Annotated in this window: 15 protein-coding genes and 2 pseudogenes; 11 read left to right on the top strand and 6 right to left on the bottom strand. The window is 66.5% G+C overall.

Features of this window, described 5'->3' with window-relative positions; translation table 11 throughout:
- Window positions 1-134: 134 nt before the first annotated feature.
- The 7 genes from ABD231_RS29395 to ABD231_RS29365 all read left to right on the top strand — a co-directional run bounded on the left by ABD231_RS29395 (window position 135) and on the right by ABD231_RS29365 (window position 10,539).
- A complete protein-coding gene (locus ABD231_RS29395; protein ID WP_344158949.1) occupies window positions 135-1,145 on the top strand; it encodes a LacI family DNA-binding transcriptional regulator in 1,011 nt (336 codons plus the stop codon).
- Window positions 1,146-1,261: 116 nt separating this feature from the next.
- Entirely contained in the window at window positions 1,262-1,891 is a 630-nt protein-coding gene (locus ABD231_RS29390) for a YesL family protein (protein WP_344158947.1), read from the top strand.
- Window positions 1,888-3,417: an extracellular solute-binding protein gene (locus ABD231_RS29385; RefSeq protein ID WP_344158945.1), complete on the top strand. Its 1,530-nt coding sequence runs from the start codon at window positions 1,888-1,890 to the stop codon at window positions 3,415-3,417. The genes ABD231_RS29390 and ABD231_RS29385 overlap by 4 nt, the downstream gene beginning before the upstream one ends.
- Window positions 3,414-4,325, top strand: coding sequence for an ABC transporter permease (locus ABD231_RS29380; RefSeq protein WP_344158943.1), 912 nt, complete (start codon window positions 3,414-3,416; stop codon window positions 4,323-4,325). The genes ABD231_RS29385 and ABD231_RS29380 overlap by 4 nt, the downstream gene beginning before the upstream one ends.
- A gap of 12 nt (window positions 4,326-4,337) precedes the next feature.
- Window positions 4,338-5,252: a carbohydrate ABC transporter permease gene (locus ABD231_RS29375; RefSeq protein WP_344158941.1), complete on the top strand. Its 915-nt coding sequence runs from the start codon at window positions 4,338-4,340 to the stop codon at window positions 5,250-5,252.
- A complete protein-coding gene (locus tag ABD231_RS29370; protein ID WP_344158939.1) occupies window positions 5,249-7,879 on the top strand; it encodes an exo-rhamnogalacturonan lyase family protein in 2,631 nt (876 codons plus the stop codon). The genes ABD231_RS29375 and ABD231_RS29370 overlap by 4 nt, the downstream gene beginning before the upstream one ends.
- Window positions 7,852-10,539 (top strand): exo-rhamnogalacturonan lyase family protein, encoded by a 2,688-nt coding sequence (locus ABD231_RS29365; protein ID WP_344158937.1) that lies wholly within the window; start codon window positions 7,852-7,854, stop codon window positions 10,537-10,539. The genes ABD231_RS29370 and ABD231_RS29365 overlap by 28 nt, the downstream gene beginning before the upstream one ends.
- Here the strand turns inward: ABD231_RS29365 and ABD231_RS42255 are convergent.
- A pseudogene (locus tag ABD231_RS42255) lies at window positions 10,504-10,761 on the bottom strand (family 43 glycosylhydrolase); the annotation flags it as partial. The gene ABD231_RS29365 and the pseudogene ABD231_RS42255 overlap by 36 nt on opposite strands.
- A 155-nt stretch (window positions 10,762-10,916) precedes the next feature.
- A pseudogene (locus ABD231_RS29360) lies at window positions 10,917-12,593 on the bottom strand (LamG-like jellyroll fold domain-containing protein); the annotation flags it as partial.
- 262 nt (window positions 12,594-12,855) lie between these two features.
- Here ABD231_RS29360 and ABD231_RS29355 point away from each other — a divergent pair.
- On the top strand, window positions 12,856-13,824 hold the full coding sequence (locus ABD231_RS29355; RefSeq protein WP_344158933.1) for a pectate lyase family protein: 969 nt from the start codon (window positions 12,856-12,858) through the stop codon (window positions 13,822-13,824).
- Window positions 13,825-13,892: 68 nt separating this feature from the next.
- Here ABD231_RS29355 and ABD231_RS29350 read toward each other — a convergent pair whose 3' ends face one another.
- Entirely contained in the window at window positions 13,893-15,425 is a 1,533-nt protein-coding gene (locus ABD231_RS29350; RefSeq protein ID WP_344158931.1) for a carboxylesterase/lipase family protein, read from the bottom strand.
- Between the two features lie 54 nt (window positions 15,426-15,479).
- On the opposite strand from ABD231_RS29350, the gene ABD231_RS29345 reads away from it, so the two are divergent.
- Together ABD231_RS29345 and ABD231_RS29340 are read left to right on the top strand one after the other, a co-directional pair.
- Window positions 15,480-16,028 carry a TetR/AcrR family transcriptional regulator gene (locus ABD231_RS29345; RefSeq protein WP_344158929.1) on the top strand — a complete coding sequence of 183 codons (549 nt, stop codon included), beginning with the start codon at window positions 15,480-15,482 and terminating at the stop codon, window positions 16,026-16,028.
- Window positions 16,029-16,144: 116 nt separating this feature from the next.
- Window positions 16,145-16,504, top strand: a complete 360-nt coding sequence (locus ABD231_RS29340) for a hypothetical protein (protein WP_344158927.1) — start codon at window positions 16,145-16,147, stop codon at window positions 16,502-16,504.
- 872 nt (window positions 16,505-17,376) lie between these two features.
- Here the strand turns inward: ABD231_RS29340 and ABD231_RS29335 are convergent.
- The 3 genes from ABD231_RS29335 to ABD231_RS29325 all read right to left on the bottom strand — a co-directional run bounded on the left by ABD231_RS29335 (window position 17,377) and on the right by ABD231_RS29325 (window position 20,240).
- Window positions 17,377-18,951 (bottom strand): HNH endonuclease signature motif containing protein, encoded by a 1,575-nt coding sequence (locus ABD231_RS29335; RefSeq protein ID WP_344158925.1) that lies wholly within the window; start codon window positions 18,949-18,951, stop codon window positions 17,377-17,379.
- A 294-nt stretch (window positions 18,952-19,245) separates the two neighbouring features.
- Window positions 19,246-19,857 (bottom strand): VOC family protein, encoded by a 612-nt coding sequence (locus ABD231_RS29330; RefSeq protein WP_344158923.1) that lies wholly within the window; start codon window positions 19,855-19,857, stop codon window positions 19,246-19,248.
- A 35-nt stretch (window positions 19,858-19,892) separates the two neighbouring features.
- Complete coding sequence (locus ABD231_RS29325; protein ID WP_344158921.1) at window positions 19,893-20,240, bottom strand: VOC family protein; 348 nt, start codon at window positions 20,238-20,240, stop codon at window positions 19,893-19,895.
- Between the two features lie 141 nt (window positions 20,241-20,381).
- Between ABD231_RS29325 and ABD231_RS29320 the strand changes: the two genes are divergently transcribed.
- Window positions 20,382-23,111: an ATP-binding protein gene (locus ABD231_RS29320; RefSeq protein ID WP_344158919.1), complete on the top strand. Its 2,730-nt coding sequence runs from the start codon at window positions 20,382-20,384 to the stop codon at window positions 23,109-23,111.
- Window positions 23,112-23,129: the final 18 nt, after the last annotated feature.

The following is a 23,129-nucleotide window of genomic DNA, read 5'->3' as shown; positions in this document are numbered from 1 at the left end:
ATGAAAGCGCATGTTCACGAACCTGACAAGACCTGATCGCGAAACCTGTGAACGTGAACAGTCGAAGAGGACGAGCACAGCAGGGCGGTTCGCAGCCACCCTTGTAAACTGCCGCGCACACCGGACGGAGGACGATGGCGACGCCCAGCATCAAAGAAGTCGCCCAGCGGGCAGGGGTCTCGGTAGGGACCGTCAGCAACGTCCTGAACCGGCCTTGGATCGTTGCGGCGACCACCAGACAACGCGTGCAGGACAGCATCCAGGCCCTCGGATTCGTCCGCAACGAGGCGGCCCGGCACCTCCGGGCCGGCCGCAGCCGGACGGTCGGCCTGATCGTGTTCGACGTCGCCAACCCGTTCTTCACCGCGATCGCCGAGGGCGCGGAGGCGCTCGCCTACGCGCACGACACGATGGTGATGCTCTGCAACAGCAAGACCGACCGGGTCCGCGAAGGTCATCACCTGGATCAGCTCGAGCAACAACGCGTCCTCGGCATCCTGATCACGCCGTTCGACAGCAACGATCCCCGGCTGACGGCCATCGTCGATCGCGGTACGCCGGTGGTCCTGGTCGACCGTACGGCGGAGAGCGGGCTCTGCTCGGTGAGTGTCGACGACCAGCTCGGCGGGCGGTTGGCCGGCAAGCACCTGATCGAGACCGGCCATCGCCGGATCGCCTTCATCGGTGGGCCTTTCGGCGTACAGCAGGTCGCCGACCGGATGGCCGGGATCACGGCCGTCGTCGAGCAGGCCGGTGACGTGGAGCTCGAGTACCACGAGGTCGACGTGATGGGCGTGACGGAGGGCCGGGTGATCGGCGAACAGCTCGCCGCGCTACCCACGAAGTCGCGACCGACCGCCGCATTCCTGGCCAACGACCTGCTGGCGCTGGGATTCCTGCAGGCGATGGCAGCCGCCGGACTGCGGGTACCGGACGACATGGCGATCGTCGGGTACGACGACATCGACTTCGCGCGGGCGGCCGCCGTACCGCTGTCGTCGGTGCGCCAGCCCGCCGAGCTGCTCGGCCGGTCGGCGATGGAGCTGCTGCAGGAAGAGGTGGAGGCTGCCGACAGCCACCGCCATCGTCAGGTCATCTTCCAGCCGGACCTGATCGTCCGCGCCTCCAGCGCCGTCAACCGCTGATCTCAGCCCCTCGACCAGTCTCCGACAAGCGCTTTCCCAAGCCTTGACATTGAGACGATTCAATCATACGGTCACATCACTTTTCGCCTGCAGCAGGTGTCCGCCAAGGAGTGATGATGAGTGCCACCGGATGGTCGATCAAGCTCTATCACGCTGCAGACGAAGTGATCTGGGCTGTCCGGCTGAACGGCCTGTGGCTCGGCTTCACCCTGCTCGGCGGTGTCGCGCTGGGTATCGGCCCGGCCACGTTAGCGGCATACACCCTGTCCAGACGCCGCAATATTGGTGAATCGTTTCATATCTTCCCCGCCTACCGAGCGGCGTTCAAAAGCGAGTTCCGTCGAGGCACCCTCCTGGGGCTGCCGGCGAGCGTCGCCGTGGTGCTGCTGGTCGGCAACTACCTGTACTTCGCGTCGCTCGGAGTGCAGGCAACAATCCCCCGCCTCGCCAGCCTGGGCGCACTCGCCGTGCTCGGCGTCATCAGCGCCTACCTGCTTCCGATGGCCGTGCACTTCGACCTTCGGACCCGCGAGTTGTTGCCCAAGGCATCTTTGATCGCGCTGGCCCGACCGGCCTCGTCGGCGGTGCTGCTCTTCGTCGCGATCTCCATCGGCTACGTCTCGGCGAGGTTCCCGGTCCTCGGGATCCTGCTGGCCGGCGGCGCCTGGATCCACCTGAACACCTGGCTCTGCCTGCGCTTCTTCGCCGAGAACGAGGCGCGTCTGCATCTGAAAGGGACCTCATGACCATCTTCTCCCGACGCCATGTCGCGTTGGCCGCGTCCGTGGCACTCCTCGCTGTCGCCGGCTGTTCCGGTGGCAGCGACGACCAGGGCCAGGCCGCCGACGAGCTCACCGTGATGGCGCCGCTGTTCGGTACCGCACCCGATCCGGGCGGTGAACTCCAGCAGGCGGTCGAGAAACTGATCGGCAAGAAGCTCAAGATCACCTGGGTACCGAACGCCGAGTACGGCGACAAGTCCAACGTCACGCTGGCCTCGGACAAGATCCCGGACGTGATGGTGGTCAACGAGAAGGGCCCGTCGTTCGTGAAGGCGGCCGAAGCCGGCGCGTTCTGGGACCTGACCGGCAAGCTCGACAAGTACCCGAACCTGAAGCCGGCCAACGAGCAGACCGCCAAGAACACGATGACCAACGGCAAGACCTACGGGATCTACCGGGTCCGGCCGCTGCTGCGGTCCGGCATCGTGATCCGCAAGGACTGGCTGGCCAAGCTCGGTCTGAAGGAGCCGCAGACCGTCGACGAACTGCGGGCGGTCGCCAAGGCCTTCACCGAGCAGGACCCGGACGGCAACGGCAAGAAGGACACCTACGGCCTGATAGTGCCGAAGTGGCCGGGCAACTACGCCAGTGCCAGCCCGTACGACGTGATCGAGACCTGGTTCGGTGCTCCGAACGGATGGGGTGAGCGCGACGGCAAGCTGGTCCCCGGCTTCGACACCCCGGAGTTCCTGGCCGCCAACCGCTGGCTGCGCGGCTGGGTCACCGAAGGACTGGTCAACCCCGACTTCGCCACGCTGGACAGCGCGAACTGGAACGACGCGTTCGTCCAGGGCAAGGGCGGCATGATCATCGACGTCAACGTGCGCGCCACCCAGCTGCTCGACCTGTTCAAGGAGAAGAACCCCAAGGACTTCGACAAGGTCACGCTGGTCGGCAACCTGAAGCGCTCCGACGGCCAGAAGTTCTCCTATCCCTTCACTGGCTACAACATGGTGATGGCGATCTCCAAGCAGCACGTGCGCACCGAGGACCAGCTCGCTCAGGTGCTGCAGACGCTGGACAAACTCGAGTCCAAGGAGGGCTCGATCCTGCTCACCAACGGCATCGAGGGCCGCAACTTCAAGGCCGAGGGTGAGTTCGCCGTACCGCTGAACCAGGACGATCCCAAGATCAAGGCGATCCAGAACGACGTGGACAAGGCCTTCATCCAGCTCGGTACCCGGGCCAGCGTCGGCCTCGGCGCGTACCGGTTGCGGCCGGCCGACGAAGCCAGCCGGGCGATGCGGGACAAGTTCGACGTACTGATGAACGAGGACCTGAAGACCGCAGTGTTCAACCCGGCCCTCAGCGTGATCGCACCGACCGCGGTCTCGAAGGGTCAGACCCTCGACACGATCATCCCGGACGCCCGGATCAAGTACCTGTCCGGCGCCATCACCGAAGACCAACTCAAGGCACAGATCAAGCGCTGGTACGACGCCGGCGGCACCCAGATCGCGCAAGAGGTCAACGATCTGGTCGCCAAGTGACCAACCATCTGTGGCGGGACATGCTGCGCTACCGCTGGCTGTATCTCCTGCTGTTGCCGGGGCTCGCGTACTTCGTCGTCTTCAAGTACCTGCCGATGTACGGCCTCACCATCGCATTCAAGGACTACGTGCCGTTCCTCGGTTACTCCGGCAGCGAGTGGGTCGGTCTGAAGCATTTCCAGGAACTGTTCACCGGACCGGACTTCGGCCGACTACTCGGCAACACGATGCTGCTGGCCCTGCTGACGGTCGTGTTCGTCTTCCCGGCACCGATCGTTGTCGCGCTGCTCCTGAACGAGCTGCGCGTCAACGTGGTGAAGCGGTCCGTGCAGTCGCTGATCTACATCCCGCACTTCCTGTCCTGGACGATCGTTGCCTCGCTCACCTACCTGCTGTTCTCGGTGGACTTCGGCGTGATCGCGAACTGGATCCACGGCCTGGTCGGCGGTCAGAAGACCGACTACGTGGCGCAGGCCGACTGGTTTCGTCCGCTGATCGTGGCGCAGCTGCTCTGGAAGCAGACCGGGTGGGGCACGATCATCTACCTGGCCGCACTGGCCGGAGTGGACTCGCAGCTTTACGAAGCGGCCCGGGTCGACGGTGCCGGTCGGTGGCGGCAGTTCTGGCACATCACGTTGCCTGCGATCCGGCCGACGATCGTGATCATGGCGATCCTGACCTCGGGTCACCTGCTGGACTCCGGATTCGAGCAGATCTGGCTGATGACGACCTCGCTCAACCGCGATGTCGCCGATGTGTTCGACACGTTCGTCTACTTCATCGGCATCACTCAGGGCGCGTTCAGCTACGCGACGGCGGTCGGTCTGTTCAAGGGACTCGTGGGTGTCGTACTGATCTTCGGTTCGAACTTCCTGGCCAAGCGGCTCGGCCAACGCGGACTGTTCTGAGGAGTCGAGCAGATGCTGAAGAAGTCACCCACCCGACACAAGCGGCGGACCGTCCGGTACTACGACTCGCGCGGCAGCCGGTTGTTCGACGTACTGAATGTGGTGTTGCTGTGCGGCCTCGGCCTCATCACCGTGTTGCCGCTGATCTACGTCCTGGCGGGATCGTTCGCCACCGAGTCGGAGATCAGTTCGCGGCCGTTCTTTCTCTGGCCGGAGAAGTTCGTCACCGACACCTATCAATACATCTTCTCCACCGACACGTTCGTCCGCGCACTTCTGACCACGATCTGCGTGACCGCTGTTGGAACCATCGTCCAGCTGACGCTCACGCTGACCATGGCTTATCCCCTGGCCAAACGCTTCCTGCCTGGACGTGCACTGGTGCTGAACCTGGTGATCTTCACCCTCGTGTTCAGCGGCGGCATGATCCCGACCTACCTGGTCGTGCGTGACCTGGGCCTGCTGGACAGCTACTGGGCGCTGATCCTGCCGCTGGCCATCAACCCGTTCTATCTGATCGTCGTGAAGAGCTTCTTCCAGGAACTGCCCGAGGCGCTCGAAGAGGCAGCCCGGATCGACGGGTGCAACGAGCTGAACGTCTTCCTGCGGATCGTGCTGCCGCTGTCGAAGCCGATCATCGCCACCTTCTCGTTGTTCTACGCAGTCGGGATCTGGAACGACTACATGTCGCCGTTGCTCTACATCGACGACAGCAAGAAGTGGACGCTGCAGATGATCGTCCGCCAGCTGACCGCGGCGAACGCGGACTCGGCGAACGTCCTGCAGCAACTCGAGACGGTGACCTTCCCCGAGCAGGGCCTGAAGTTCGCGGTGGTGGTCGTCGCGACGCTGCCGATCCTGTTCTTCTACCCCTTCCTGCAGAAGCACTTCGCAAAGGGCGTGCTGATCGGGTCGGTGAAGGAATGACCACGGTGCACTGGCTCGAGACGCCCTGCCGGCAGGGCGTGACCTGGGGTGTCCCCTGGCCGCGTGGAACGGTTGCCGACGGCACACAGTTTGCGCTGACCGACGGTACGGCGGTGCAGAGCTGGACGACCGCGACTTGGCCCGACGGTTCGGTGAAATGGTCCACGCACGCGATCGGCCCCGCCGAGCACCCACCCTCGTCGTACGAGGTAGTCGAAGGTCAGCCGACCGAGCCGCCCGACCCGGTCCGCGTGGAGGAGGTGGGTGCGGACCAGGCCGGCGCGGAGCACGCGGGCGCAGAGATCCGGGTGACGACCGGCGCGGTTGCCTGGGCGCTCAGTGCGCCCCTGCTGATCTCGTCCATTCGCATCGACGACCGCGAGATCGTGCGGGACGTCCGGCTGGTTAGCCTGCGCCAGGATGCCCCGGACGAGGACGATGACGGGGACCGGGTCCGAGGCCGCGATCGGAGGCGGACGACGGCGACGGTCGACACCATCACTGTGGAGCAGTCCGGGCCCGTCCGGGCGGTGGTCAAGCTCGAGGGAAGGCATGGCGACTGGCTTCCGTTCTCGGTGCGGCTCTACTTCTACGCGGGCGCGACCGACGTACGGATCATCCACAGCTTCGTCTGGGACGGCGATCCGGACCGGGACTTCCTGGCCGGCCTCGGGCTCAGCGCAGACCTGGTGATGCGCGACGAACCGCACAACCGTCACATCAGACTGGCCGGTCCATCCGGCTTCCTCACCGAAGCCGTCCGCGGACTGACCGGTCTGCGTCGCGACCCGGGTGCAGAGGTCAAGCAGGCCCAGACAACCGGGCAAGCGATCGGCGAGATCCCGAACCCTGAGGTGTCCGGCCGCCTGCAGCTCATCCCGCAGTGGAACGACTACACGCTCGACCAGAGCAGCGCCGACGGCTTCACCCTGCGCAAACGCACCGGCCCCGAGCACGCCTGGGTGACCGTGCCTGCCGGGACCAGGTCGCCGGGCTACGGGTACGTCGGCGGTGCGACCGGCGGACTGGGCTTCGGACTGCGCGACTTCTGGAAGCTCCATCCGACCAGACTCGACATCCGCAATGCAGCCACTGACCTCGCGACCGCCACGGTCTGGATGTGGTCGCCCAGCGCACCAGCCATGGACGTCCGGTACTGGCACGACGGCATGGACCAGGACAGTCACGCCGAGCAGCTCGAAGGTCTCGAGATCACCTATGAGGACTACGAACCAGGCTTCGGCAACGCCCATGGCATCGCCCGCACCCACGAGCTGACGCTGCGGGTCCACGACAGCACCCCGACTGCCGAGGATCTCGCGCGACACACTGCGCTACTCGACTCCCCCGGTCTCCTGACGGTCTCCCCCAACCGGATGCTGGAGGCCGGTGTCTTCGGCACCTGGAGCCTGCCGACCGCCGATCACCAGGACCTCGAGGCCCGGTTGAACTTCCTCTTCCAGTACTACGTCGGCCAGCGCGAGCAGCGCCGATGGTACGGATTCTGGGATTACGGCGATGTCATGCACACCTACGATCGCGACCGGCACACCTGGCGGTACGACGTCGGTGGCTATGCCTGGGACAATTCGGAGCTCTCGCCGGACCTGTGGCTCTGGTACCAGTACCTGCGGACCGGCCGGGCCGACGTGTTCCGGTTCGCGGAGGCGATGACTCGGCACACCGGTGAAGTCGATGTCCATCATCTCGGCCGCTGGAAGGGTCTTGGGTCGCGGCACAACGTGCAGCATTGGGGCTGCAGCTGCAAGCAGCTGCGCATCTCCAGCGCGATCTATCGCCGGTTCTACTACTACCTCACCGCCGACGAACGCACCGGCGATCTGCTGGACGAGCTGGCCACCGCCGAGGAGACCTTCCTATCTGTGGATCCGCTGCGCAAAGTGCGCACCAACGACTACACCCCGGACCCGCGTGCGCTGGAGGTCGGGCTCGGCGTCGACTGGGGTGCTCTCGCCGCCAGCTGGCTCACGCGCTGGGAGCGGTACGGCGACGAGCGCGCCCGCTCGCGGCTTCTCGGCACCATGGCCGATATCGCCGTACTTCGCTATGGATTCCTGACCGGCAATGCCGCGCTCGATGTGTCGACCGGGCGCTTCGACACGAGTCGGCGGGATATCTCGGTCTCCCACCTGTCCGCGGTCTTCGGACTCCCCGAGATCTGCGCCGAACTCATCGACCTGGACCTCGACGTACCGGGGTTCGAGAAGGCCTGGCTCGACTATTGCCGGCTCTATCTGTTGCCGCCGGAGCGGCAGGCCGCCGAGGTCGGCGCCGCGCTGCAAGGCATCTCGCTCGTTCAGGCACACAGCCGGCTGGCCGCGTACGCCGCGGCTCGGACCGGTGACGTCGAGCTCGCCCGCCTGGCCTGGCGCGCGTTCTTCGTCGACGAAGGCGATCAACTCAACCGCAACGCCTTGCAGCGCGAGGCGGAATGGCGGACCACGCCGGTGACCGGTTCCTTGATGCCGGTCGACGAGGCGCCATTCGTCAGCACCAACGACGCGTCGCAGTACGCGCTCGCCGCGATTCAGAACCTGACCCTGATCCCCGAACACCGACATGACAGAGGTGGACCGGTATGGAGATCTCCCGACGCACAGTCCTAGCAGGTATGGCCGCCGTCCCCGTGGTGTCGCTGCTCGATACCCCGGCAGCCTTCGCCGCGCCCTCGGAAGTGAAGCTCACCTGGCTCGAGGGGAAGCCCGCCACGGCAGCCGTCACCAACTGGGGTACGCCGTGGCCGAAGGGCGCCGTACCGGCCGGCCAGTCGTTCGCACTGACGGCACCCGACGGCAGCGCCGTACCGATGCAGAGCAGACCGCTCGCCTACTGGCCCGACGGCTCACTCAAGTGGAGTGCGCATGCCATCGCGGTGGCCGAGCCGGCCGATTCGTACACGCTTGGTCCGGGTACGCCGGCCGCCCCGCCGCACCCGGTCACGGTCAAGGACGAGCGACAGTACGTCGATGTCGACACCGGCGTGATCAGGGCGCGGATCCGCAAGCACGGGTCCGAGGTGATCAGCCAGATCTGGCGTGGCGACGTACTGATCGCGCGACAGGGCAAGCTCGTGAACCTCAGGCAGGAAAGGATTCCGGAGGACGAGGAGAGCGGGAGCGTCCGGGAGCGCTACGAGAGCGACATCACCCGCGTCACCGTCGAGCAGACCGGTCCCGTCCGAGCGGTCGTGCGGGTCGAGGGCCGGCACAAGTCCCGCAAGGGCAAGACCTGGCTGCCCTTCTCGATCCGGCTGTACTTCGCGGCCGGCGCCGAGAACGTGCGGATCGTGCACACGTTCGTCTACGACCGGGACGGTCAGAAGGACCACATCGCCGGGCTGGGCGTGCGATTCCGCGTGCCGCTGCGCGATCCGGCGTACGACCGGCATGTCCGATTCGTCGGCGAGAACCACGGCATGGTCGCCGAGGCGGTCAAGGGAATCACCGGACTGCGACGCGATCCGGGTGCCGTCGTCCGCGCCGCGCAGGTGGCCGGGACCAAGCTGCCGGACCCGTCGACCTGGGACCAGCGGGTCACCACACGGCTGCAGTACATCCCCGAGTGGGGCGACTACTCGCTGAGCCAGCTCACCGCCGACGGCTTCACGGTGAAGAAGCGGACCGCGAAGGGATACGGCTGGATCCCTGTGGACCAAGGGCGTCGCGCGTCCGGACTCGGGTACGTCGGCGGTGTCAGCGGCGGCGTGGCGTTCGGACTGCGCGACTTCTGGCAGCGGCATCCCACCCAACTGGACATTCGGGACGCGGCGACCGACGAGGCCGAGGTCACGGTGTGGCTGTGGTCGCCGGACGCCGGTCCGATGGACACGCGGTTCTACCACGACGGCATGGGACAGGACACGTACCCCGAACAGCTCGAGGGCCTCAACATCACCTACGAGGACTACGAGCCTGGGTTCGGAACGCCGTACGGGATCGCGCGGACGTCGGAGCTCATGCTGTGGGCAGTGGCCGCGACACCGACGGTGGCTCGGCTGGGCGACATGGCGGACCAGTTGCGCGTACCGCCTCAGCTGATCAACCCCGTGGACCAGCTGATGTCGACGCGGGTCTTCGGCGGGCTGATCAGTCCGGTCGACCGGTCGGTGCCGGCGAAGAAGTCGATCGAGGATCATCTGGACTTCCTCTTCGACTACTACCGTGGCCAGGTCGAGTCGCGACACTGGTACGGGTTCTGGGACTACGGCGATGTCATGCACTCGTTCGACGAGGACCGGTCGGTCTGGCGGTACGACGTCGGTGGGTATGCCTGGGACAACTCGGAGCTCTCGCCTGACTTGTGGCTGTGGTACTCGTTCCTGCGGTCCGGTCGCGCCGACATCTTCCGCTTCGCGGAGGCGATGACTCGGCACACCGGTGAGGTCGACGTCTATCACCTTGGCAAGTGGGCCGGCCTTGGCACGCGGCACGGCGTACAGCATTGGGCGGACAGCGCGAAACAGCAACGGATCAGTACGGCGATCTATCGGCGGTTCTATTACTACCTGACCGCCGATGAACGCACTGGTGATCTGCTGTCCGAACTGGTCGATTCCGACCGGACCTTCCTGGTCCTCGACCCGATCCGCAAGATCCGGACCGAGCCGTACACGCCGGATCCGCACGCGTTGTCCATCGGGCTCGGGACGGACTGGAGCGGCTTGGCCGCTGCGTGGCTGACCGAGTGGGAGCGTCAGGGGCCGAAGGCAACGATTGCCAAAGCGAAACTGCTCGGGACGATGGAGACGATCGCGGCGATGCCCAATGGCTTCGTCACCGGCGGCGGGCTGTACGACCTGGACACCGGCCGCTTCGCGCCCGTCACCGAGAAGACGGTGAGCGTGTCCCACCTGAGTGCGATGTTCGGTCAGGTGGAGATCTGCGCCGAACTGATCGACCTGGTGGACATGCCGGCGTTCGAGGCGGCTTGGTTGCAGTACTGCCGGCTCTTCAACGGCACCCGCGCCGAGCAGACAGCCGAGTGCGGCGCGTACTTCGGCAACCTGATCCTCCGGCAGGGCCATGCCCGGCTCACGGCGTACGCCGCGGTGCGATTGCAGCGCGACGATCTCGCGAACCGGGCGTGGAAGGAGTTCTATACCGGGGACGGCTATGGTCCGGGCCTGCCGTGGAAGGCCGACCCGGTCGACTCCACCCTCAACCCGACCGAGGTTGCCAAGTGGGTCTCCACGAACGCGACGGCGCTCTACGGTCTGGCGGCGATCCAGTCCCTAGCGCTGGTTGGTGACCACATCGTGAATCCCTGATCCGGTCAGGGTCGGCTTGACCTTCGCCATCGTCCCGTCGGGGGCGAAGGTCAGCCGGTCGATGGTGGTCTCGCGATGAGTCCCGTCTCCATTCGGCATACCGAAGCGGTGGTAGGCGACGTACCAGTCGTCGGTGCCGGGGGCCTGGATGATCGAGTTGTGGCCGGTGCCGAGAATGCCTTGCGCGGGGTCCTTCTCGAGGATGACACCGCGGTAGGTCCACGGTCCGTCGACACTCGTCGCGGTCGCGTAGCCGACACGATAGTCGGGCGAACCGGTGTCGACGCGTCGTCGATGACCGCGGGAACCTTCAGGCCTTCTGCGTCGGCGCCCAGGATCGCGCGCGGATCGGCGTCCCGGTCGCGGACCTCGGCGGGCGACAGGGCTCGGTTGTAGAGCCGGAAATCGCGCACCTTGCCCTTGAGGTACTTGTCGGAGGTGTAGACGGAACGCCCGATGTAGTTGGCCGCCGTGCGCCCGCCGCCGATGTCGCCGGGGTCGATGGTGACACCGGTCTTCTGGCCGACCTGAACTCCGTCGAGATAGATCGTGGCGACGCCTTGCGCAGTGAGCGTGTAGGTGAGCGCCTTCCAGGCACCACGCGGTACGGCGCTCGACGACGACGCGGTCTGTTCGGTCGACCAGTTGCCGCTGGCAATCGACGTACGGTAGGCGTTGCCGGTCGTGAACAGATAGCCGTTGCCGATGTTGTTCGCGGTATTGCCCAGTCCCCAGATGAAGTACGGCGTGGTCTGGCCGGCGTCGATCCAGACCCGGGTCGAGACTGTGGTCGCGGTCAGCCCGGCCATCAGGTTGTTGGGCAGCTTCACGTGACCGTTGGTACCGCCGAGGGTAAGTGCATCACTGGCCCAACTCGCGTCGCCGGCCACGACGCCGTCGTACCCGTGCCCTGTTGTGTCGGTTGCCTTGGTGCTCTGGTTCAGGGGGTAGTGGGCGACCAGTCCGTTCGCATCCGCCTTGACCGGGTCTGGCAGGACGATGCCGCTGCGTAGGCGGTCGAGCTCGGCCTGGGTGACCGGTATCACCGTGCCGTGCCGAGGGCTGGACGGTAGCGAGTACTTCGTGGGGACCTTCCAGTTCGGTGCTTCGAGGTCGTTGGTGCCGAGCGGGATGTAGCCGCGGCCGCCGTACTCGTCGACGAACAGGTAGTACTTGGAGCCGGGCGTGTCGCCGGGGTTGGCCTTGAAGACCGTCGGGCCTTCGACCGCCGAGGTCCCCGCGTCCCGGCCGATACACGAATCCTGCATCGCCCACTTGGGTTTCCCCGGCAGGTCGACTGCGGTCAGCGACGACGACTTCTCCTGGATGATGTCCGAGCAGCCGGTGCCGCCACCGCCTTCGTCCTTGGTGAAGCGGTAGTAGGTGCCGCTCTCCTTGATCACGGTCGAGTCGATGCGGGACTCGCCACGGTCCTGCCAGATCTTCGGTGCACTGAAGGTTCGGAAGTCGCTAGTCGTTGCGTAGAGCATCCGGTTGTACGTCGAACCGGTGTGGCCGGGGTCGTCTGCGGCATACAGCTTCGATGCCCAGAAGACGACGTACTGCTGGAGTTCCGTGTCCCAGTAGGCCTCGGGCGCCCAGGTGTTGCCGGCGGTCTCGGGCGACACGAGGACATGGCGCTGCTCGGACCAGTTGACCAGGTCGGTGGACTCCCAGACCTCGAGGTAGCGACTGCCTCGGCGTTGCGCCGCATCCCAGTCGCCGTTGCGGCCGATCGACAGATCGGTGGCGATCAGGAAGAAGCGGCCACCATCAGGAGAGCGGATCAGGAACGGATCGCGCAGGCCGAGGGTGCCCTTGGTGGACTCGAGCACGGGCTGGCCATTGTTGAGCTCGTCCCACTTGAGCGCGGTGTTGCCGCGGCTGGCAGCGAAGTAGATCTTCTCGCCGGCGACCGAGTTGCCGGTGAAGTAGCTGAACACATAACCGACGTACGGCGCCGCCGCCGGGCGCTCGGGGGGTGTGTCGGCCGCGTTCGCGTGGGCGACCTGCGCACCGAGGAGAGCAAGGACTGCGATGGCTGCGTGGAGCATGGGGCGGATGCGGATCTTCACGTCGACCTCACCAGGGTGTTAACGTTAACAGTGCTGGTATTTTGGCCGATCCTCCGCAGTCCGTCAAGGTCTGGCGCGAGAGATATGAAGGGTTTAGTTCTATTTCACGATTTGAACGTTCTATCGAATCGCTTCGATTTCTGTTCATGTGAACTCTTGACCTGACCGGTGCCGCTTTGTAAATTCTTCGATGGAAAGCGTTTTCCTCTCAGTCCCGCCCCGTTTCACTGGAGGTTTTCCCATGCGATCCATCACTCGACGGCTGCCTTTCCTGGTGGTGGCAGCCGTCCTGACGGCCACCGCCGGCACCACGGTCGCCGCACCGCAACTCCTACCCAAGGCCGCAGCATCGACGTACGCGCTGCAAGGCTGGGCAACGCAGGGAGGCGGCACGACCGGCGGCGGCAGCGCCTCAGCCGTCACCGTGACGACCGCCGCCGCCCTGATCAGCAATATGCAAGCCAGCGGAGCGCGCGTCATCCGCGTCTCCGGCACGATCACCCTGTCCGGGATGAACAAGGTCGCCGCCAACAAGACGATCATCGGCGTCGGCAGCGGTTCGGCGATCGTCGGCGGCGGCCTGAACGTCGCGAGCGTCAGCAACGTGATCATCCGCAACCTCAACTTCCGCAACTGGGATGACGACGCGATCAACGTGCAGTACTCGACCCGCGTCTGGATCGACCACAACAGCTTCAGCAACGGGTACGACGGGGCTGTCGACGTCAAGCGCGCCTCGGACTACGTGACCGTGTCGTGGAACAAGTTCTCCAACCACGACAAGGTCGGGCTGATCGGTCACAGCGACGACAACGGCGGTGAGGACCGCGGCAAACTGCGCGTGACCTACTACGCGAACTGGTTCGACGGCACCACCCAGCGACACCCCCGGGTCCGCTTCGGCAACCCGGTCCACGTCTTCAACAACTACTACCGAGGCACCAGCGGGTACGGCGTCGCCTCGACCTGCAACGCCGGTGTCTACGTCGAACGGAACTACTTCGAAGGCGTGTCGAAGACGGTCGTCGCCCAGACCGGCGACTCACCGGAAGGCAACGTCAAACTCCTCAACAACTACCTGGCCAACTCGGGCACCCCGGTTTCCCGAAATGCCGGCAGCGTCGCGGCGATTCCCTATTCTTACGTGGTCGACGCCGCCGAAAGTGTGAAGTCGATCGTCACCGGTGGAGCCGGTACCGGCAAAATCTGAATTCAGCTTTATTGAACCCCGGAGCACCTCCCGTCGCCCCACAGGAGGTGCTCCGGCAATAACGCATCTCAAAACTCGATCGTGCTCCACAGATCGCAATTGTGCGCGCGGCTCAGATTGGTCCTCTGAATGGTGGGTGCGAGAGATTGAGCGACGACATCGGTCGGGTGTAGCCGCGGCCAGTGCGGGAGGTCCGGCATGTTCGGGTTACCGGTGCGGGCGAAGGCCGACCAGTAGTCGATCATCGCGTCTGACAGGCGTCGCTGGGTGCTGGTGAGGGGTGGGTTGGCGACACCGCCTCGCAACGCGAAGAGATACAACGCGTCGGCCGAGTGATAGGCGCCGTACGGGTAGGTTGCGGGCGGCAAGGTCGGCGGCGCGGTGCGGTCGGCGAACTCATACGCGTACGTCGGAACGTGGCGCGCGAAGGCCTGGTTGCGTTTCAAGGTCGGACAGGCGAACGCGCTGTCGGTCGTGACCGACGCCCAGGTCCGGCTCGGCGGGACTTTGCTGCTCAGTGGATAGCGGCGTGCGACTCGGCCGGCGTCCTCGCCGAATGCTTTGACCAGGTAGTCGCGATACTGCCGGCTGGTGAGCGGCTGAGTCGCCTGATCGATCATGCCCTGCACATACGTCATCTCGTCGCGCGTCGTACCGGACAGCATGGGTACGTCGTGCGCTCGGCTCTCAGCCGGATTCTCCGGCAGCGTCGAACTGCCGTATGCGAGTCCGGCGAAGTGGCCGAAGACCGGCATCAGATCCGGCGCGAGCTTCAGCCGCAAGCAGTCGACGGTGGCGCAACCGAGGTCGGTGGCAACGGATCGGCCCCGAGCGGCGACACTCGCCACCGCCTCCCACGGTGAAACGGACGGCAGTCCGGGCGCCAGCGCGTTGGCCGGGATGGGCGACGTACACAACGAACTCTGGATGATCGCTCTGTGGAACAGGCCCGCCGCAGCGGGCGCCGCGAGCTGCGCGCACACGCTTTGCCCACCAGCCGACTGCCCGAACAACGTGACGTTGCCCGGGTCGCCTCCGAAAGCGGCCGCGTTCTGCCGAACCCACCGGAGCGCGGCCTGCTGATCCTCGATCCCGAAAGCCCCTGAGCCTTCGAGCCCGGGATAGCCGAAGTTCCCGAAGATGCCGAGGCGGTAGTTGATCGTCACCACGACCACCTCACCGCGGACCGCCAGCCGATGCGGGTCGTACTCACCACCCGACCCCTCCACGAACCCGCCGCCATGCAGCCAGACCATCACCGGTTTGCGCGGTCCAGTTTTGGCTGGCGTCGTGACGTTCAGATAGAGACAGTCCTCCTCGGTACTGGGCGGCGTACCAGTCGCGGACTCCGCCTGAGCGCACCGCGGTCCGATTGTTGAGCCCGCCCGTACGCCGGTCCACGCCGCCGCGGGCTGCGGTGAGCGCCACCGCAATGCGCCGACCGGCGGCGCGGCGTACGGGATGCCGTTGAACTCGCGGTACTCCCCCTTCTTGACGCCGCGGACCGCACCCTGCTCGATCCGCACAACCAGCGGATCGTCAACGGCAACCACCGGCGCCGGAAGCAGAGCGGCCAGCGCGAGCGCGAGTATCTTCACCATGAGGTCCTCACCTAATCAATACTAGCGTATTGTTCTGCTCAGGAGGCTAACGCCGTGAGAGGTCAGGGTGCCGCCCACGACGAGCGGCGAACCGCGATCGTCGAAGCAGTCTTCGCACTCGTCGACACCGGCGGCGTCGACCACGTGACGGTACGGCGAGTCGCCGACCAAGCCGGCGTCTCGATCGGCCGGGTCCAGCACTACTTCCCCACCAAGGACGACCTGCTCCACGCCGCCTTCACCGCCATCAACGACCTCGGCGCCGCCCGAGTGCAGGCCCGCGCCACCGGCGACCACCCGCACGACGTCCTCCGCGCCGTACTAGCCGTCCTGATCCCCCGCACCGAAGACGACCGCCGACTCTTCCGAATCCAGCGGTCCTTCGAAACCCACGCCCTCACCAACCCGGCACTCGCCAAACACCTCCAACAGGGCTACACAGACCTGGCCGCCCTCTTCACCCTCCTCCTCGACGGCCACCAACCCAAAGCCCACCACCTGCTAGCCACCGCAATCGGCCTGTCCACCCTGGTCCTCACCAACACCCTCACCCCAACCCAGGCCGACCAGATCCTCACCAGCACACTCGATTCCCCGAAGTAACCCTCACCCTCCGTCCGGCAAGAGGTTGTGCGTCGCTTCCTGTTTCGTGCACAACTCGTTCGGTGCGGCTTGCTGCGGGTCGATGGTGGTGGTTCCACCGAGCAAGGAGATGCGAGATGAAGCGAAGGATCGCCATCATCGCGGCCGCCGTCGGCCTAGGCCTCGCCGCCACGACCGCACTACCGGCCAACGCCTCGTGGCACCCCGGCACCGTCCTGTACACCGGCGCCAAACTGCGCGACTGCTACCACCCGACACACCCATCCCAGCCAGGACTCGGGTGCACCAACTACACCACCATGAACCGCGGCTGGACCGTCCACGTCGTCTGCCAACACTGGGGAGACGTCATCGCCGGCTCCGAGGCCTGGTACTACATCGTCGTCCACAACGGCCCCCAAGGCTACGTCCACGAGTCCCAGATCAACTCCGGCTATGACGGCTACATCCCCGGAGTCGACGTCTGCAACTACTAACCCTCCGCCGAGGTGTGGTCCTTCGGGGATGTTCATCGCATCCAGCCCCACGGAGCCACCGGCGACGCCTGAGACGACCGCACCTCGCCTGCGGCAAACACCCACGTCGAACCCTGGGTGTTGCCTCGCCCGACGACTCCGCGGTGGCTATCACCGCTCCGGCCGACCAAAAAGCGGACCCCTCGCCGTGGTTGCCGCTCTCGGATGCGGCTTCCTGTTGACGTCGCGGCGCGAGCAGGCGTCGACTCGGCTGCCTAGTGGACTCGGCCGGCGACGTGCGCGGTGGTTGATCGCCGCTGCGGCCGACCAAAAGCAGGTTGGCTGAGCGATCCGATGGCTGAGCGGGATGGTTCCTGCGGGCGACCGCCTGCTCGTTACCTGGGGCTGACGGGCTGTGGTTGCCGCCTCGGGGATCCGGCGGCTTGCAGCTGATCCATCGCTTTAGTTGCTGTCGCGGGGATCGGTGGCTTTGCTTTGCAGCAGACCCATTGGTGTAGGTGCTGGTTGGGGATCAGGTGGCCTGCGACTGACCCGTCGGTGTGGGTGCTGCTTGGAAGTCACGGGGTTGGCGGCTGATCCGGTGGTGTGGTTGGCGTGCGGGAAGAGGTCTGCTGGCAGCTGATCCACCCAGGACTGCCGAAACATCAACCGCACGACCAGTCCTCCGTCGACCCGAAACCCCGCCTCACCACAACCGCCTGCCCCTCCACCCGTCCACCTGAGCAGCCTTCGAACACTCCGGGGCGGCTCAGGTTGCTGCTTGGAAACTGCGGTGGGCATGGGTAGGACCGCGGGCCGGTCTGGGGACCGGCTGCCGCGGTGGGGTGATGGGTGGTGGAGCGTTGGGGGCGATGGACCGGGTGGTGGGGTTTCTACGGTCCGGCTGTGGGGGTGGTGTTGGTGCCCCAGGGGTCGGTGTAGTTGGGTGCCACTGCGGTGAGCCAAGTCCGGAGGGCTTCGCGGGCGGCGGCCAGTGCGGGGTTGGGGAGGGTGCTGGCGGCCGGCAGGCGGGCCGGTTGTTCGTGTGTCGGGTTGCTGGTGACGCCGCCGTGGCCACTCCAGTCGGCACTGGCGTTGCTGACACCGTCCCGGCCGGGATCGCTGTTGCTGTGGGGGTGGGTGTGGGCAGGGGTGACCCAGTTGATGACGTCGGCGAGTGCGGCGGGGTCGGTGCGGGGCGGGTCGGCCCAGGTCGGGCGGGTGACCTGGACGCCTTCGGTGGTGATGGACAGGGCCCATTGGCCGTCGTGGACGGCGCGGTGGTGGACGGCGCACAGTAACGCGAGGTTTTGGAGGTTGGTGGGGCCTCCTGCGGCCCAGTGGATGAGGTGGTGGGCGTGGCACATCGAGGGTGGTGCTTGGCAGACGACGCAGCCTTTGTCGCGTTTGTTCAACGCGCGGCGGATGTAGCGGTTGACGAAGCGTTGTTCGCGGCCTACATCCAACGGTTGGGAGTCGCCGCCGAGGACGATCGGCAGGACTGCGGCGTCGCAGGCTAGGAGGCGGACGGCGCCGGCGGATAGGTTGCCGCCGAATACCAGCTCACCTACTCCGCCACCTTGACCGGCCGCACCGGCCCCGTTCGCAGCGACTCCAGCTGTACCGGCTCTGGTCGCGTCGGCGTCGGCCGCGGCGGTGCCGGTGGTGCCGCCGAAAGCGGCGAGGGTGGCGGCTTTGAGGTCGTTGAAGTCGATCGTGACCGTGAGGTGTGGGACGCCGGGGTGGTCGGGGTTGCCGGCGGCGGCGTCCATGGTGGTTTTCAGGGCGTCGGCCTGTCGCTGGTCGAGAGTGCGCGGGTCGCGTTCGCCGTCGATGGTCTTGTGCGGCTTGGACAAGACGTGCATCTGGGTCTGGAACTGCTCGGCGCTGGCACCGGCCAAGAAACCGGTGAACCTGACGCCGCCCTCGACGCGCCGGATCCGCAGGGATTCTTTCGCGGCTGCTTCGTCTTCGGCCGGTTCCATGCCATCGGTATCGAGCCGGCTGAGGACTGTCTGGCCGAACTCGAAGAGCTTGCGAGGGTTGGACACGCGGGCAGCGTTGATCATCTGCTCCTCGGCCACGGTCAGGGTCTCGACCGGCACCGACGAAGGAGCCTTCTCCAGAGTGGTGACGATGACCTTGGCCTGTTCGACCGACAGCACCGACGGGTGCGCGGGGTCGGCCGGGTCGGGCAGGGCGGCGGTCACGGCCGGGTACTTGCGCAGGGCACCAGTGAAGGCGAGATCTTTGCGGACCTCCGCACGATCGACGCGGTAGCGTTCGGAGACCAGCTCGACGGTGTCGCGGGCACCGAGCTCGGCCGCGGCGCCCATCTCGTCGAGACGGGCCAGTACTTGGAGTTCGTCGGTTTCGATCAGGGCTTTGGCGGCCTTCAGGGTGTCCAGACGCGACAGCAGTTCGCTGCTGCTCTGCGTGTACACCGGGGGCATCGCCAACATCTCCATACCCAACAGCTTAGACACGGCCACCGACAGTTTTCGAGCTCAGAACCCCTTATTTACAAGGGAATGTGTGGGCTGTTTGGGGGCTGATTGCGCACTCAATTTGCCCACACCTTGACGGCGGTGGCCGGGAGTCGGGTGCGAGGCGTGGGCTGTTCGGCAGGTTTCCGTGGGCGGTGGCGAGTGTCGGTCTGCTGCTGGAGAAACCTGTCTGCCTTCGGGCACCCCGACCCTGGGAGAACGCCCGTTGATCACGACTCCTGGCCGGCCGGGGCTGCGGCCGGCCTGTGGGTGCTGTCAGGCCGAGGTGGTCTCCCAGATGAAGCCGTCGGGGTCGGTGAGGGGGGCGGCGTCGGTGCCTAGGACCAGGTGGTGGGAGCCGGTGCCTTCTTGGGGCATGCCGGTGTCTTTGGCCAGGGCGCGGCGGGGGTAGAGGGCGAGGGTGACGGCGGAGGACGGGGTGTCGAACTCGACGTACTTGCCGCCGAAGCTGCGGCCTACGGCCAGGCCGTTGTCTACGTAGAAGCGCTTGCTGGCCTTGACGTCGTCGACGCCGAGCAGGAGGGCTACCTGGTCGATGGTGCCGGTGACGGGAGCGGTGTCCTTCTTGCTCGAGCTGGCGACCTTGATGATCGTTCCGTCGGGGGTCTGGACGATGCCGCCGTAGCCCCAGAAGCTCTTGGTGGCGGGCTTGAGGGTGGTGGCGCCGGCTGCGGCGGTGGCTCCGATGATGGCGTCGACGTCGCCGGGCTGGGAGGCGACCAGGGAGAGGGCGAAGCCGCGGAAGCCGGTGGACGGCTTGTCGGTGCCGCGGACTGTTACGTAGGTGTCGAGGCCGGTGGCTCGGTAGAAGGCGTCGGCGGCGGTCGGGTCGGAGGCTTCGACGGTGACGGAGGCGAGAGTGTTCATGGCGGTGTCCTTTGCTAACGAGAGGTGGAGGTGGTTCAGCGGTCCTGGATGAGTCCGAGGACGTTTCCGTCGACGTCGATGACAGTGGCGACCACCCGGCCGCCGCCGACCTCGTGCGGGGCTTCCTGCACGGTTGCGCCGGCTGCGGTGACCTCGGCGAGCTTGGCGGCGATGTCCGGCACGTGCCAGTACGTGACCGGCGAGGTCATGCCCTGCGGTCCGCCGTCGGGTACCAGGCCGATGTGCTGGCCCTCGGCGTCGAAACCGACGTAGTACGGCGAGTCTGTCTGCGGCTCGATGCCGAGTAGGGCGGCGTACACGGCCTTGGCCTTGGTGAGGTCAGACACGGGGTGCAGCACGGTCTTGATTCCCTGGGTGGTCACGGTCGCTCCTGTTGTGGTCCGTTGCTTGCTGTAGTCACAGCTTGCCGTTGGGAGCGCCCTCGCCACATCCGTGCCGACCACGGAAACCTCACCACGGATAGGGGTACGGATCCCGCCACTGAAATGAGGGAAGATTGGGCGGTGACCGCCACTGTCGACATCTCGCCTCGCGAAGGTGACGTGCTGGAACTGGTCGGGGCGCACTTCAGCAACGCGGAGATCGCGGCGCGGCTGAGCATCTCGGTGCGCACCGTGGAGAGCCATGTCTCCTCCCTGCTGCGCAAGCTCGAGGTACCGGATCGGCGGGCGCTCGCCCACCGTGCACCCGAGCCGACCAGCGCCGGCGCGGTACCCGTGGCGCCGGTGCTGCCTGCGGTGCTCACCTCGTACGTCGGCCGGGCCGGCGAGCAGGCGGCTCTGATCGGGCTGATCACGACCCGTCGCGAGGTGACCGCGGTCGGCCCCGGCGGCGTGGGCAAGACCCGGCTCGCGCTCGCGGTAGCGGCCGAGGCAGCCGGTGAGCACTTCGACACGGTCTGGTACGTCGATCTTGTCCCGGTCACCGATCCGGAGATGATCGCGACCGCGATCGCTGCCACCCTCGGCCTCGGTGAGCAGCCGGGCCGCGACATGACCGAGTCCGTGATCGCCGCACTGTCGGATCGGCACGCCTTGCTGGTGCTCGACAACTGCGAGCAGGTCCTGGACGGCGTGGCACTCGTCGTCGAGCGGCTGCTCGCGACCTGCCCACGGTTGACCGTACTGGCGACCAGCCGCGCCCAGCTGATGGTGCCGTTCGAGCACGTGTACCAGGTCCCGCCGCTGTCACTCCCCGTCGACGGCGAATCGGATGCGGTCGCGTTGTTCCTCGATCGTGCGGCAGTGGACGGTACGACGTTGGACGCGGCAGCGCGTGAGCAGATCACCGTCATCTGTGAGCGACTGGACGGGATGGCACTGGCCATCGAATTGGCCGCGGCCCGCTATCGGACCCTCGGGCTCGACGGCATCACGGCTGCACTGTCGCATCCGCTCCGCATGCTCACCGGCGGCTTCCGCGCCAACGAGCGGCATCGTTCGGTGCGTGCGGCACTGGACTGGAGCCATGCGCTGCTGGATCCCGTCGACCAGGAGCTCCTTCGCCGGGTGTCCGTGTTCGTCGCGCCATTCACCGCCACTGCGGCAGCTCAGGTCGCCGAGTCGGACGAGTTCCTGGTGGCCGACGGCCTGGCCCGGCTGGCCGAACAGAGCCTGCTGGTGGTGACGGCGTCACCGCGCGGTACGACGTACCGGGCGCTGGAGACGATTCGTCAGTACGGGACCGAGCAACTCGCTGATGAGCTCAGTGCGGTCCGTGCGCGGCACCTGCGCTGGTGTCTGGAACAGGCGGCCGGGCTGACGGTGGATCGACCGGACTGGCGAGCCGGGTTCGATGCGGTCGCCGACGACCTCCGCGCCGCTCTCGCCTGGGCGGCGCAGGAACCGGAGCAGCGTGCGAACGCGTACCGCCTCGCTCAGCGGCTGGCCGAGCTGACGTTCACCCGCACGCTGATCGGCGAGTCCCAGCTGCGGTATGAGCAGGCGGCGTCGCTCTCTGAGGAAGCGGCAACCGAGCTGCGGAATGCCGCGGCCGTAGCGGCGTGCCGGATGCGGGGCGACGACCTGTACCGCCTCTACCGCGCTGCGGCGGAGGCGGACCTCAGCGTCGGAAACACGGCTGGCGCGGCCCGCGATCTGGCGACGATCGCCATCTCGTCGTACCGGTTCGCGGGGTTCGTGCGCCAGCTTCCCGTGGAGGAGTCCGACGCGCTGGTCGCCCAGGCCCGCGAGCTGGCCGGTCAGGACGAGGCCGCGAGCGTCGTGGTGGCTGTGGCCGAGGCTGGGCAGGCGCTCAACGCTTCGATCACCGCCGCGGACGGCCTTCCCGGCAATTCCGTCGCGGATACGATCGCGCTCGCCGTACGAGCTGTTGAGTTGACGCACAGCGCAGGCGATGCGCTGGCCGAGTCCATCGCGCTCGACGTACTGACCGGCGCGCAGAGCTGGGCTGGCGACACCTTCGCCGCCGCGACGACAACTCAGCGCCGCGTCACCCTGCTCGCATCCGCACCGGTGACGCCAGCTGCGACGCATGAGCTGATCGAGGCGCTCGGTGAAGCCGCCGAAGCCAGCCTCGGTACCGGAGACTTGCACGCGGCGCGACGGTGGGCGACCCAACTCGCCGAGCATCCCCTGCTTGCGGAAGTCGGTCACCGCGCCACAAGCTGGCTTCTGGTCGCCGACGCCTTTGCAGGCAACGTGGACCAGGTGCTCGCCGGCAGCGTCCGCTTCCTCGACGCCTGGCGACGCGCAGGCAGTCCAGCCCGTGCATCCCTCGGCCCCGCCGTCGCCGCGGTCGCGATGATCCACGGCCTCCAAGGCGATCAGGACGCCCGCCAGGAGTGGTTGGAGATCTTCGATCACCTCGACACTCCCCCAGAACACGCCTTCGGGTACGGCGCAGTCTTCGACACCACGCTCCTGCTCCACAACGGCCAACTGCCCGAAGCACTCGAGCGGATCGCCCGACCCCCTTCGGAGATCTGGAAGTGGGTCACCTGGATCTGGCACCACTGGTACGTCGCCCTTCGCGCCGAGGCCGCCGTACTCGCGGGGCACCCCGACGCCCGCGCGCGCCTGACCGAGGCCCAGACCATCGTGTCCGGCAACCCACTCGCCGCAGCCCAGGTCGAACGAGCCGCAGCCCTCCTCGACAATGATCCGGCGGCGGCGCGAGCCACGGCGGCGAGGTTCGATGCCCTCGGCTGCCGCTACCAGTCCGAGCGTACGACGATCCTTGCCGCAGGCAACCAACTGCCTGCCGGCGGATAACTTCCGAGGTCTTGTCAC

It is taken from the genome of Kribbella yunnanensis (assembly GCF_039529655.1).
Classification (GTDB): Bacteria; Actinomycetota; Actinomycetes; order Propionibacteriales; family Kribbellaceae; genus Kribbella; species Kribbella yunnanensis.
This window is presented reverse-complemented; position numbering and strand designations above follow the sequence as displayed.